This window comes from Cupriavidus sp. 05N38, assembly GCF_056397345.1.
In genome coordinates this window covers 124,625-136,591 of sequence record NZ_JBFTNF010000012.1, presented here as the reverse complement: position 1 = coordinate 136,591, position 11,967 = coordinate 124,625, and the positions used below count along the sequence as shown (strand labels likewise).

Genomic DNA, 11,967 nt, shown 5'->3' with positions numbered 1-11,967 from the left:
CTCCTTATCCTGCCAAGAATGCCGGCCACACCGGCATCTGAAGATTGATGCCGTAGACGAAGGCGCCCATGCTGATCACCACCAGGATGATGGCGTTGAGAACGGCACCCTTCCAGCTGAATTCATGGCTGGCCATCGAGGACACCAGCACCAGTACCAGTACGGACAGCACCATGCCAAGCGGCTTGAGCATGAGGCCGAACAGCACCACCGCGCCCAGGATCCACAGCAGCGTCTTGATATCCCAGCGCGCCAGCTGGTCTTCTTCCTTCTTGGCGGACAGGGAACTCCACAGCACCAGTGCGCCCAGCAAGGCGAGCACGACGCCGAGCCAGAACGGGAAATATCCCGGACCCATCTTGGCGGCGGTTCCCATGGAATAGCCGCGTGCGACCCAGGAAAAGCCGAATCCGACCAGGATGAACATCAGGCCGGAGGCAAAGTCCTTTTGGCTACGTATGCGCAAAATGATTCTCCTCGAAAAGCTGCTTGAAATCCGGGCGGCGGGCGCTGCTGCGGCGCATCAAAGTGACACGCCAAACCGACCTGCCGCGGGCAGGGTGGAAAGTAAGGGGCGGACCTTTCAGCTACCTTTCAGATGTCTTGTGAAATGGTCAATCTGCGGGTATCTCCCTAGGCGACATACGGATCGCTTCCAGCCGATCCGCGACGGCACCGGGGCGCCCCGCCCGGGGCGGCCCGGCGCGGTCGTGCCGGCAATGGGCTGCGCTATCATCGTTGGCCGCCATGCCGCGGCTCGCCGCCCTCCGGGCATGTGGGCAATGCAGCACGGCGCTGAAAGGAAAGCCGCTTTGGAAAGCATCGACCATGTCATCCTGATCGGCGCCGTCGTGATGTCCCTGGGCATCGTGGTGGGCGCTTTCTCCGCGCGCCTCGGCGTGCCTTTCCTGCTCGTCTTCCTGTCAGTCGGCATGCTGGCCGGCGTCGACGGCCCCGGTGGCATCCGCTTCTCCAATACCTGGCTGAGCTTCCTGGTCGGCAACCTGGCGCTGGCGGTGATCCTGCTCGACGGCGGCCTGCGCACCAGGCTGACCACGTTCCGCGTGGCGCTCAAGCCGTCGCTGGCGCTGGCCACGGTGGGCGTGCTGGTCACCACCGGCCTGGTAGGGCTGTTCGCCGCCTGGGTGCTGGAGATCGACTGGAAGCTCGGATTGCTGCTGGGCGCCATCGTCGGCTCCACCGATGCCGCGGCGGTGTTCTCGCTGCTCAATACCAGCGGCATCCGCCTCAAGGAGCGGGTCGCCAGCGTGCTGGAGATCGAATCCGGCATCAACGACCCGATGGCGATCTTCCTGACCCTGACCCTGATCGAGTGGATCGGCGCGCCCGCCGGCCTGACTCCGGGCGCCCTGCTGTGGCGGCTGGTGGTGCAGTTCGGCGTGGGCGGCGTGCTGGGCATGGGGCTGGGCTACTGCCTGGCCAATGTGATGGAGCGCATCCGCGTGGCCGAGGGGCTGCAGGCCATCCTGCTGTGCTCGGGCGGCGCCATGGTGTTCGCCATCGTGCAGAGCGCCGGCGGCAGCGGCTTCCTGGCGGTCTACCTGACCGGCGTGCTGGTCGGCAACCGCGAGCGCGCGGTCAGCGCGGACGCCATGCGCGCGATGGACGGCATGGCCTGGCTGTCGCAGTCGGTGATGTTCCTGCTGCTGGGCTTGCTGGTGGCGCCGCACCGGATCTGGGAAGTGGCGGGGCCGGCCGCGGCCGTGGCGGCCTTCCTGATGCTGGTGGCGCGCCCGGCCGCGGTCTGGCTGGCGCTGCTGCCGTTCCGCTTCAGCGCGCGGGAGAAGGGCTTCATGGCGTGGATGGGCCTGCGCGGCGCGGTGCCGATCGTGCTGGCGCTGTTCCCGCTGCTGCAAGGGCTGCCCGACGCGGGCCTGCTGTTCCGCGTCGCCTTCGCCGTGGTGCTGGCCAGCCTGCTGCTGCAGGGCACCACGGTGCCGTTCGCGGCGCGCCTGGCCCGTGTGCTGCGGCCGGCATACCCCGAGCCGCTCGCGCGCGCCCGCCTGCATGGCACCCACGGCCCCGCGCTCGAGGTGATGCAGTTCGCCGTGGAGCGCGATGCCCCGGCCGAGAGCCTGCGTGCCGACCAGCTCGAACTGCCGCCGCGTTGCCGTTTGCTGACGGTGGTGCGCGACAAGGCGCTGGCAGCGCCCGAGCAGACCGTGCTGCGCGCCGGCGACGTGGTCTCCATCCTGGCGCCCGGCACCAGCGTGCCGATGCTGGCGCTGCTGTTCCGCAAGCCCGGCCCGGCGCCGGCCTGGGGCAAGGCCAGCCACGATTTCCTGCTGTCCGGCGAGGCCATGCTGCGCGATGTGGCGGGGCTCTACGGCACGCGCGAACTGGGTGCGGCGGAGGCTGGCCTGACGCTGGAGGCGGCCATGCAGGCGGCCTTCACGTCGCCGCCGGTCGAAGGCGATATGGTGGAGATCGCCGGCCTGAAGCTGACCGTGACGCGGATGGACGGGCCGCGCATCATCCAGGTCGGACTATTGCTGCCGCGCACGGCGCGCGGCGCGCGAGCGGCGGAAGGCTGAGGGCCGGGGCGCATTGCGCGCCCTCGCCGGCGCGGCCGGCGCCCGTCGTCAATCCACCTTCGCGCCGGACACCTTCACGATCTGCGCATACTTCTTCAGCTCGCGCTGCACCAGCGCGCCGAACTGCTCGGGCGTGGTCGGCGCCGGCTGCGCGCCGATGCGGGCCAGGCGGGCCTTCATGTCGTCGGTCTTGAGGATGGCCACGATGTCGTGGTTGAGGCGGTCGACGATCTCGCGCGGCGTATTGGCCGGCGCGAACACGCCGAACCAGGTCGAGATATCGAAGCCTTCCAGCCCCAGGCCCTTGCCGGCTTCGGCAATGGTCGGCAGCTCCGGGAAGGCCGCGGCGCGCACCGCCGTGGTCACCGCGAAGGCCTTGAGCTTGCCGGCCCTGATATTGGCCRAGGCCGAGGCAAGGTTGTCGAAGATCATGTCGGTCTGGCCGGACAGCACGGACAACTGCGCGGGCGAGGCGCCGTTGTACGGGATATGGACCATGCTCACCTTGGCCATGCTCTTGAACAACTCGCCCGACAGGTGCCCGGCGCTGCCGTTGCCGCCCGAGGCGTAGTCCAGCTTGCCGGGGTTCTTGCGGGCGTATTCCACCAGCTCGCGCAGGTCGGTGATGTGCAGCTCGGCGGCCTTGCCGGGGTGCATCACCAGCACGTTTGGCACGTCCGCCACCAGGGTGACCGGGCTGAAGTCCTTGACCGGGTCGTACGGCATCCTGGCGAACAGCGACGGGTTGATGGCGTGCGTGGCCACCGCGCCCATCACGATGGTGTAGCCGTCCGCCGGTTGCTTGGCGACGTAGTCCGCGCCGATATTGCCGCCGGCGCCGGGACGGTTCTCCACCACTACCGGCTGGCCCAGGCTGTCCTTGAGCTTGTCGCCGATGGCGCGCGCCACGGTATCCAGCGGGCCGCCGGCGGGGTAGGGCACCACGAACTTCAGCGGCTTGACGGGGTAGGCCGAGGAAGCCACGGCCGGCGCGGCGGCGAGTGCGCCAAGGGCGCCGAACGCCAGCAACGCGGCGGCGAATTGTTGCTTGAACATGGAAATGCGCATTGGAGTTGCGGGGTACGTATGGGAATTCTGGTGGGTTGGGAGGCTGCCCGAAAGCGCGGCGGTCCCGGCTCTCTTTCGACGGGCCGCCTAGATGCCGATGCCCCGGGCCATCATCACCGCGCACAGCGGCAGCAGGATCAGCAGGTGGGCTTCGATCATGACCCAGCGGCGCGCCTTCTTCAGCTCCGCCGCCGCCGGCACGAAGTCCGGCGCCGTGCGTGCCTGGCGACGCCAGCGCTGGATGGCGAAGGTGGGCGGCAGCGAACACAGCGCGATCACCACGAACACGGTCATCTTGGCGTGGAACCACGGGTTGTGCAGGTAGAACTGCATGCCCTTGGCGCCGTAGAACAGGCGCAGCAGGCCGGTCGCCAGCACCGCCATGGCTGACAGGAAGTAGACCAGGTCGTAGATCGAGATCCGCCTGAGCGTGGCCGGCGTGAGGCCGGTGCGCATGATCACGGCCTCGGCCGTGAGCAGCGCGATCAGGGCGAAGATGAAGGCAAAGTGCAGGAAGGCCAGCAGGGCGTCGGTCAGCATCCAAACTCCTTTCGTGGGTATGGGCAGGCGCCGGCCGGCGGCGCGCGGGTCAGGTCATCGGTTTGTGCTTCATTTGCTGCTTTGCTGCTTTGCTGCCGGATCCGGCACGGGCCAAGGCCGGCCGCCGCCTTGCGGGACGGACGGCAAAGCCTTTACAGCACGCCCTTGGCGCGCAGCGCTGCGATCTGCTCAGGGCTATAGCCGAGCATGCCTTCGAGCACCGCGTCGGTGTGTTCGCCCAGCAGCGGCGGATGCCGCACCGCCTCGGGCGGGGTCGCGCTCATCTTGATCGGGCTGCCGACCAGCTTGACCTCGCCGGCGCTCGGGTGCGGCAGGTCCACGCGCAGGCCGCGCGCCTTGACCTGGGCATCGTCGAACACGTCGTCCAGCGTATTGATCGGACCGCACGGCACCCCGGCGCTTTCCAGGTCGAGGATCCACTGCGCGCGCGTGCGCGGCTTGACCATCTCGGCCAGGATCGGCACCAGCACGTCGCGCTGCGCCACGCGCTGCGGATTGGTGGCGAAGCGCGGGTCGTCGGCCAGCTCGGGGTGGCCGCCCGCGGTCACGAACTTGCGGAACTGGCCGTCGTTGCCCACCGCCACGATGATCCAGCCGTCGGCGGCCTGGAAAGTCTGGTAGGGAACGATGTTCGGGTGCGCGTTGCCCCAGCGCTTCGGCGCCACGCCGCTGGCCAGGTAGTTGGTGTTCATGTTGGCCAGCATGGCGACCTGCACGTCGAGCAGGGCCATGTCGATGTACTGGCCTTCGCCGGTGCGCTCGCGGTGCGCCAGCGCCGCCAGCACGGCGATGGTGGCGTACTGGCCGGTCATCAGGTCGGAGATGGCCACGCCGGCCTTCTGCGGGCCGCCGCCGGGCAGGTCGTCGCGCTCGCCGGTCAGGCTCATGAAGCCGCCCATGCCCTGGATGATGAAATCGTAGCCCGGGCGCGCCGCGTAGGGGCCGGTCTGGCCGAAGCCGGTCACCGAGCAATAGATCAGGCCCGGCTTCACCGCCTTGAGCGATTCGTAGTCCAGGCCGTACTTCTTGAGCTGGCCGACCTTGTAGTTCTCCAGCACCACGTCGCTCTGGGCGGCCAGCGCGCGCACCAGTTCCTGGCCTTCGGGCGTGCTGATGTCGCAGGTGACCGAGCGCTTGTTGCGGTTGGCGGCCAGGTAGTAGGCGGCTTCCGCGGTGTCGCGGCCGTCCGCGTCCTGCAGCCAGGGCGGGCCCCAGGTGCGGGTGTCGTCGCCGGCGCCGGGCCGCTCGATCTTGATCACGTCGGCGCCGAAGTCGGCAAGGTTCTGGGCGCACCAGGGCCCGGCGAGGACGCGGGTCAGGTCGAGGACGCGGAGGTGGCTTAAGGCTCCCATGGGGTGTGATGCAATCCGGAAGGGGTGGCAAGGGAAGGCCGGGCGGCCCCGCCGTCTGGTTCCTGCCTGGCTCGTGCCGGATGCAGGGCGGCTTGCGGGGTGACCGGGGCGGCGCTGAGGGCGGCGCCAGGGGTGTCCGGCCGGGACAGCCAGCACTTTACCACCGGCAGGCCCCCGGGAGCACATCGCGGCCCGGCCGGGCGGGCGCCGGCGCGCATGCGCCACGAAACCCCGGCGGCGCGCCGCGGCAGCAGGCTTCCCCGTATAATCAATGGTTTGCAAATCCATCCTGACCGACAGCGACCTGCCACGCCGCGGGACGCCCTGCCCAGAACATGAAAGTCTCCGACATCCGCAGCAAGTTCCTGCAGTACTTCGAATCGAAGGGCCACACCGTGGTCCGCTCGTCCAGCCTGGTGCCGGGGAACGATCCGACGCTGCTGTTCACCAACTCCGGCATGGTGCAGTTCAAGGACGTGTTCCTGGGCACCGACAAGCGCCCGTACACGCGCGCCACGTCGTCGCAGCGCTCGGTGCGCGCCGGCGGCAAGCACAACGACCTGGAGAACGTGGGCTACACCGCGCGCCACCACACGTTCTTCGAAATGCTCGGCAACTTCTCGTTCGGCGACTACTTCAAGCGCGAGGCCATCCAGTACGCGTGGGAGCTGCTGACCAAGGTGTACCAGCTGCCCGCCGACAAGCTGTGGGTCACGGTGTACGCGGAAGACGACGAGGCCTACGACATCTGGGCCAAGGAAGTCGGCGTGCCGGCCGAGCGCATCGTGCGCATCGGCGACAACAAGGGCGCGCGCTACGCCTCGGACAATTTCTGGCAGATGGCCGACACCGGTCCCTGCGGCCCGTGCTCGGAGATCTTCTACGACCACGGCCCGGACGTGTGGGGCGGCCCGCCGGGATCGCCCGAGGAAGACGGCGACCGCTACATCGAGATCTGGAACCTGGTGTTCATGCAGTTCAACCGGGACGAGCAAGGCAATATGCCGCGCCTGCCCAAGCCTTGCGTCGACACCGGCATGGGCCTGGAGCGCATCGCCGCGGTGCTGCAACACGTGCACAGCAACTATGAGATCGACCTGTTCCAGGCGCTGATCAAGGCCGCCGCGCGCGAGACCGGCATCACCGACCTGAACAACAACTCGCTCAAGGTCATCGCCGACCATATCCGCGCCTGCTCCTTCCTGATCGTGGATGGCGTGATCCCCGGCAACGAAGGCCGTGGCTACGTGCTGCGCCGCATCGTGCGCCGCGCCATCCGCCACGGCTACAAGCTGGGCCGCAAGACCCCGTTCTTCCACAAGCTGGTGCCGGACCTGGTGGCGCAGATGGGCCAGGCCTATCCCGAGCTGGCCGAGGCAGAGTCGCGCGTGATCGAAGTGCTCAAGGCCGAAGAGGAACGTTTCTTCGAGACCATCGAGAATGGCATGTCCATCCTCGACGCGGCGCTGGCCGAGGTCAAGGCCAAGGGCGGCACCGTGCTCGACGGCGAACTCGCCTTCAAGCTGCACGACACCTTCGGCTTCCCGCTGGACCTGACGCAGGACGTGTGCCGCGAGCAGGAAATGACGGTGAACGAGACCGCCTTCGACGCTGCCATGAACCGCCAGCGCGAGCAGGCCCGCGCCGCCGGCAAGTTCAAGATGGCCGCCGGCCTCGAATACAACGGCGACAAGACCACCTTCCACGGCTACGACCAGCTCGCCGTCGAAGCCGCCCGGATCACCGCGCTGTACGTGGACGGCGCCGCCGTCGACACCATGCAGCCCGGCCAGACCGGCGTGGTGGTGCTGGACAACACCCCGTTCTACGCCGAATCCGGCGGCCAGGCCGGCGACCAGGGCGAGCTGCGCAGCGGCAGCGCCGTGTTCGCCGTGGCCGATACCACCAAGGTGCAGGCCGACGTGTTCGGCCACCAGGGCACCCTGGCGGGCGGCGCGCTCAAGGTGGGCGACAGCGTCGGCGCGCAGGTGGATGCGCAGCGCCGCGCGCGCACCATGCGCAACCACTCGGCCACCCACCTGATGCACAAGGCCCTGCGCGAAGTGCTGGGCACCCACGTGCAGCAGAAGGGCTCGCTGGTGGATGCCGACAAGACCCGCTTCGACTTCTCGCACAACGCGCCGATGACCGACGAGCAGATCCGCCGGGTCGAGGACATCGTCAACGCCGAGATCCTGCAGAACGCCGCCACCGGCGCCGAGGTGATGCCCTTCGACGATGCCGTCAAGAGCGGCGCCATGGCGCTGTTCGGCGAGAAGTACGCCGACGACGTGCGCGTGCTGTCGATCGGCAGCTCGAAGGAACTGTGCGGCGGCACCCACGTGGCGCGCACCGGCGACATCGGCCTGTTCAAGATCGTGGTGGAAGGCGGCGTGGCCGCCGGCATCCGCCGCGTGGAAGCCATCACCGGCGACAACGCGCTGCACTACCTGCAGGCGCTCGACGCCAAGCTCAACGAAGCCGCCGCCGCGCTCAAGGCGCAGCCGTCCGAACTGGTGCCGCGCATCGGCCAGGTGCAGGAGCAGGTGCGCGCGCTGGAGAAGGAACTGGAGCGCCTCAAGAGCAAGCTGGCCGCCTCGCAGGGCGACGAGCTGGCCGCGCAGGCCATCGACGTCAAGGGCATCAAGGTGCTGGCAGCCCAGCTCGACGGCGCCGACCTCAAGACGCTGCGCGAGACCATGGACAAGCTCAAGGACAAGCTGGGCAGCGCGGCCATCGTGCTGGGCGCCGTGGCCGACGGCAAGGTCAGCCTGATCGCCGGCGTCACCGCCGACGCGACTGGCAAGGTCAAGGCCGGCGAGCTGGTCAACTTTGTCGCCCAGCAGGTCGGCGGCAAGGGCGGCGGCCGCCCCGACATGGCCCAGGCAGGCGGCACCGAGCCGGCCAACCTGCCGAAGGCGCTGGCAGGTGTCGGCGAGTGGGTGGCGGCGAAGGTGTGATGCTTTCGTCGTGGCCGGCCAGGGACGTCGGCACTGCCTGATGTCCTGGCCTCCTCTGCCCTCATGGGGAGAGGAAAGACCACCGGTGGCATGTTTGTCACGCTTAGTCACGCGGGACGGGAGGAAGGCGCTGCGGCGCCTTTTTTCACGTCCCCTTGCTTCATCATGTCCCCTGCCGGCTGAGCTTGCCCACCAGCGTGAGGATGTCGATCGGCAGCGGAAACACGATGGTCGAACTCTTGTCGCAGGCAATCTGCGTGAGCGTCTGCAGGTAGCGAAGCTGCATTGCCTGTGGCTCGCGGGCCAGCATCTGCGCTGCCTCCAGCAGCTTCACGGAAGCCTGCAGTTCGCCTTCGGCGTGGATCACCTTGGCGCGCCGTTCGCGCTCGGCCTCGGCCTGGCGCGCGATGGCGCGGATCATGGTCTCGTTGAGGTCGACATGCTTGATCTCCACGTTCGAGACCTTGATGCCCCAGCTGTCGGTCTGGGCGTCGAGCGCCTTCTGGATATCGATATTGAGCTGCTCGCGCTCGGCCAGCATCTCGTCGAGCTCATGCTTGCCCAGCACCGAGCGCAGCGTGGTCTGCGCCAGCTGGCTGGTGGCCTCGAGGAAGTTCGCCACCTGGATGATGGCGCGCTCGGGATCGATCACGCGGAAGTACACCACCGCGTTGACCTTGACCGAGACGTTGTCGCGCGAGATCACGTCCTGCGGCGGCACGTCCATCACCACTGTGCGCAGGTCCACGCGCACCATCTGCTGCACGGCAGGGATCAGGATCACCAGGCCCGGCCCCTTCACCTTCCAGAAACGGCCCAGCATGAACACCACGCCGCGCTCGTATTCGCGCAGCACGCGGATGGACGAGACAATGAGCAGGGCGACCAGGAAGACGAGACCGCCCGCGCTGAATCCGAATGCCATGATCATGCTCCTCGAGTGGATGGATTGATCGTGCCGGCCGCGCCCGCCGTGCCTGCGGCGTTCGCGGCGGCATCATCGATGGCGCGCACTTCCAGCAGCAGCCCGCTGCGCCCGGTGACCAGCACCCGCTGGCCGCGCTGCAGCGGCAGCATGCCGTGCACGCGCCAGCGCTCGCCGCGCACCTCGGCCCAGCCGTCTTCGCGCGCGTCGCCGTCCAGCAAGTCCAGCACCACGCCGGGCGTGCCGATCATGGCATCGCCGCCATTGACCGAAGGCATGCGCCGCGCGCGCCAGAGCAGCGTCCAGACTCCCAGCAGGAAGGCGGCGCTGGCCAGCGCCAGCGTGCCGATCAGCCACAGCGGGATGCCGAAGCCAGGCACCTCGGTGTCGATCAGCATCACCGCGCCGAAGATGAAGGCGATGATCCCGCCCACGCCGAGCGCGCCGAAGGTTGGCAGGAACAGCTCCGCCACCATGCAGCCGATGCCCAGCGCGATCAGTCCCAGCCCGGCGTAGTTCACCGGCAGCATCTGCAGCGCGAACAGCGCCAGCAGCAGGCAGATCGCGCCGGCCACGCCGGGCAACACCATGCCCGGCGTGGAGAACTCGAAGATCAGGCCGTAGATGCCGATCATCATCAGGATCAGCGCCACGCTGGGCTCGGTGATGACTGCCAGGAAGCTGCTGCGCCAGTCCGGCTCCAGCACCTGCACCGGCGCCTGCGCGGTGCGCAGCACGCGCTCCACGCCGGCGGCCTGCACGCGCCTGCCATCCACCGCGCGCAGCAGGGCCGGCAGGTCGGGCGCGACCAGGTCGGCCACGTGCTGTTCCACGGCTTCGCTGGCCGACAGGCTGACCGCCTCGCGCACCGCGCGTTCGCCCCATTCGGCATTGCGCCCGCGCAGCTGCGCCAGCCCGCGGATATAGGCGGAGGCATCGTGCATCTGCTTGCGCTCCATGGTGTCCTGTGGCTGGGGCGTGCTGGCCGGCGCCGAGGCGGGCGTGGCTTCCGGTTTCTGCGGCCCGCCCGTGCCGCCAATACCGATCTGCACCGGGCTGGCCGCGCCCAGATTGGTACCCGGCGCCATCGCGGCGATATGGCTGGCGTAGAGGATGTAGGTGCCGGCGCTGGCCGCGCGCGCGCCGCCCGGGTAGACGTAGCTCGCCACCGGCACCGGCGAGGCGAGGATGGCCTGGATGATCTCGCGCATCGACAGGTCCAGCCCGCCGGGCGTGTCCATTTCCAGCACGATCAGCTGGGCGCCGCCGTCGCGGGCGCGGGCCATGCCGCGCACGATGAAACTGGCGCTGGCCGGGCCGACGGCGCCCTTGAGCGGGATCACGACTACCGGGGCGGCCGGCGTGGCGGGGGCCATGGCGGCCTGCGTCGCGGACCACGTCGTTGCCGGCACTACGATGGCAAGGACGGCCAGGGTGACGGCGAATGCAGCGGCCGCGGCCAGCCGGGTGCCGGCGGCAAGCCATCGCAAGTGCATCGGGGCATGCTTCATGGCAGGGACGCCGGCACAGTGAGTGCACACGCGGCGCCACTTCCAGTGTAGGCGAACGGGCACATCCTGCCGGGCGCGCGGCCCCGTCCGGCCGCCGACCGGGCGGGCTCAGGCCGCGGCGGCCAGCCGGAACCTGTCGGCCAGCGCCGCCAGCGCGGTGCTGGCCATGGCCGGATGCCAGGCCAGCACGGTATCGACCTTGCCGGCGGCGCCGAGCGTGTGCACGCTGATCTTGGGCAGGTCGCGGTAAAGGCCCAGCACCGAGCGCGGCACGATGGCCACGCCGATGCCCGCCGCGGCGCAGGCGATGATGGCATGGTACGAGCCCAGTTCCAGCACCCGGCGCGGCGGGCTGTTGCCCGCGGCCAGCCAGGTCTCCAGCCGCATGCGGTAGTTGCAGCCCGGATCGAAGGCCAGCATGGTGCGGGTTTCCAGGTCGGCCGCGCAGCCGATGGGCGGGTGCTGCTCGCGCGCGATCAGCAACAGTTCCTCCTGGAAGGCCGGCAGCCAGGCCAGGGCAGGGTCGTCCAGCGGCTCTGCCACGAAGGCGCAATCCACCTCGAAGCGGCCCAGCGCCTGCAAGGCCTGCCGCGTAGTCAGCGTCACCAGTTCGAGTTGCACCTCGGGCCAGGCCTGGTGATAGGCGGCCAGCACCGAGGGCAGGCGGCTGGCCGCCGTGCTTTCCATCGAGGCGATGCGCAGGCGGCCCTGGGGCTTGGCCGGCAGCACCGCGTGGCGGGCTTCCTCGGCCAGGTCCAGCACGCGCCGTGCGTAGTCGAACAGGGTCTGCCCGGCTGGTGTCAGCACCATGCGCTTGCCTTCGCGCAGGAACAATTCCACGCCGAGCGAGCTTTCCAGCTGGCGGATGCGGGTGGTGACGTTGGATTGCACTCGGTGCAGGCGCGCCGCGGCGCGCGTGACGCCGCCTTCTTCGACGACGCAGCGGAAGATTTCCAGGGAAGCCAGGTCCATTGCGATGCTCTTGCTAGCGGTTCCACGCGCCGCCGGAAGGAAGTCCGGATGGGAACGCCTCAT

The 11,967-nt window shown here is 69.0% G+C and carries 9 protein-coding genes; 2 read left to right on the top strand and 7 right to left on the bottom strand.

The features are described from left to right. Positions 1 to 4 precede the first annotated feature (4 nt). Entirely contained in the window at positions 5 to 466 is a 462-nt protein-coding gene (locus AC1DK4_RS11675) for a tripartite tricarboxylate transporter TctB family protein (protein WP_441613162.1), read from the bottom strand. A 346-nt stretch (positions 467 to 812) separates the two neighbouring features. Here AC1DK4_RS11675 and AC1DK4_RS11670 point away from each other — a divergent pair, with 346 nt between their 5' ends. Then, positions 813 to 2,555, top strand: coding sequence for a potassium/proton antiporter (locus tag AC1DK4_RS11670; protein WP_441613161.1), 1,743 nt, complete (start codon positions 813 to 815; stop codon positions 2,553 to 2,555). Positions 2,556 to 2,603: 48 nt separating this feature from the next. Here AC1DK4_RS11670 and AC1DK4_RS11665 read toward each other — a convergent pair whose 3' ends face one another. The 3 genes from AC1DK4_RS11665 to AC1DK4_RS11655 form a co-directional block, all read right to left on the bottom strand. After that, a complete protein-coding gene (locus AC1DK4_RS11665; protein WP_477131540.1) occupies positions 2,604 to 3,611 on the bottom strand; it encodes a tripartite tricarboxylate transporter substrate binding protein in 1,008 nt (335 codons plus the stop codon). A gap of 99 nt (positions 3,612 to 3,710) precedes the next feature. Further along, entirely contained in the window at positions 3,711 to 4,163 is a 453-nt protein-coding gene (locus AC1DK4_RS11660) for a DUF2214 family protein (protein WP_441613159.1), read from the bottom strand. 152 nt (positions 4,164 to 4,315) lie between these two features. Then, entirely contained in the window at positions 4,316 to 5,536 is a 1,221-nt protein-coding gene (locus AC1DK4_RS11655; protein ID WP_441613158.1) for a CaiB/BaiF CoA transferase family protein, read from the bottom strand. A 335-nt stretch (positions 5,537 to 5,871) separates the two neighbouring features. Here AC1DK4_RS11655 and alaS point away from each other — a divergent pair, with 335 nt between their 5' ends. Beyond that, entirely contained in the window at positions 5,872 to 8,496 is a 2,625-nt protein-coding gene (alaS, locus tag AC1DK4_RS11650; RefSeq protein WP_441613157.1) for an alanine--tRNA ligase, read from the top strand. A 163-nt stretch (positions 8,497 to 8,659) separates the two neighbouring features. Here alaS and AC1DK4_RS11645 read toward each other — a convergent pair whose 3' ends face one another. The 3 genes from AC1DK4_RS11645 to AC1DK4_RS11635 all read right to left on the bottom strand — a co-directional run bounded on the left by AC1DK4_RS11645 (position 8,660) and on the right by AC1DK4_RS11635 (position 11,904). Next, positions 8,660 to 9,421 (bottom strand): slipin family protein, encoded by a 762-nt coding sequence (locus tag AC1DK4_RS11645; protein WP_441643187.1) that lies wholly within the window; start codon positions 9,419 to 9,421, stop codon positions 8,660 to 8,662. Positions 9,422 to 9,423: 2 nt separating this feature from the next. Then, positions 9,424 to 10,932 carry an NfeD family protein gene (locus tag AC1DK4_RS11640; RefSeq protein WP_441613155.1) on the bottom strand — a complete coding sequence of 503 codons (1,509 nt, stop codon included), beginning with the start codon at positions 10,930 to 10,932 and terminating at the stop codon, positions 9,424 to 9,426. 108 nt (positions 10,933 to 11,040) lie between these two features. After that, positions 11,041 to 11,904 carry a LysR substrate-binding domain-containing protein gene (locus AC1DK4_RS11635; protein ID WP_441613154.1) on the bottom strand — a complete coding sequence of 288 codons (864 nt, stop codon included), beginning with the start codon at positions 11,902 to 11,904 and terminating at the stop codon, positions 11,041 to 11,043. Positions 11,905 to 11,967: the final 63 nt, after the last annotated feature.

What these genes read in the sequence shown, in the direction of transcription:
- AC1DK4_RS11660 (WP_441613159.1), bottom strand. Translation starts at nt 4,163, where the DNA reads ATGCTGACCGACGCCCTGCTGGCCTTCCTGCACTTTGCCTTCATCTTC.
- AC1DK4_RS11655 (WP_441613158.1), bottom strand. Translation starts at nt 5,536, where the DNA reads ATGGGAGCCTTAAGCCACCTCCGCGTCCTCGACCTGACCCGCGTCCTC.
- alaS (WP_441613157.1), top strand. Translation starts at nt 5,872, where the DNA reads ATGAAAGTCTCCGACATCCGCAGCAAGTTCCTGCAGTACTTCGAATCG.
- AC1DK4_RS11645 (WP_441643187.1), bottom strand. Translation starts at nt 9,421, where the DNA reads ATGGCATTCGGATTCAGCGCGGGCGGTCTCGTCTTCCTGGTCGCCCTG.
- AC1DK4_RS11640 (WP_441613155.1), bottom strand. Translation starts at nt 10,932, where the DNA reads ATGAAGCATGCCCCGATGCACTTGCGATGGCTTGCCGCCGGCACCCGG.
- AC1DK4_RS11635 (WP_441613154.1), bottom strand. Translation starts at nt 11,904, where the DNA reads ATGGACCTGGCTTCCCTGGAAATCTTCCGCTGCGTCGTCGAAGAAGGC.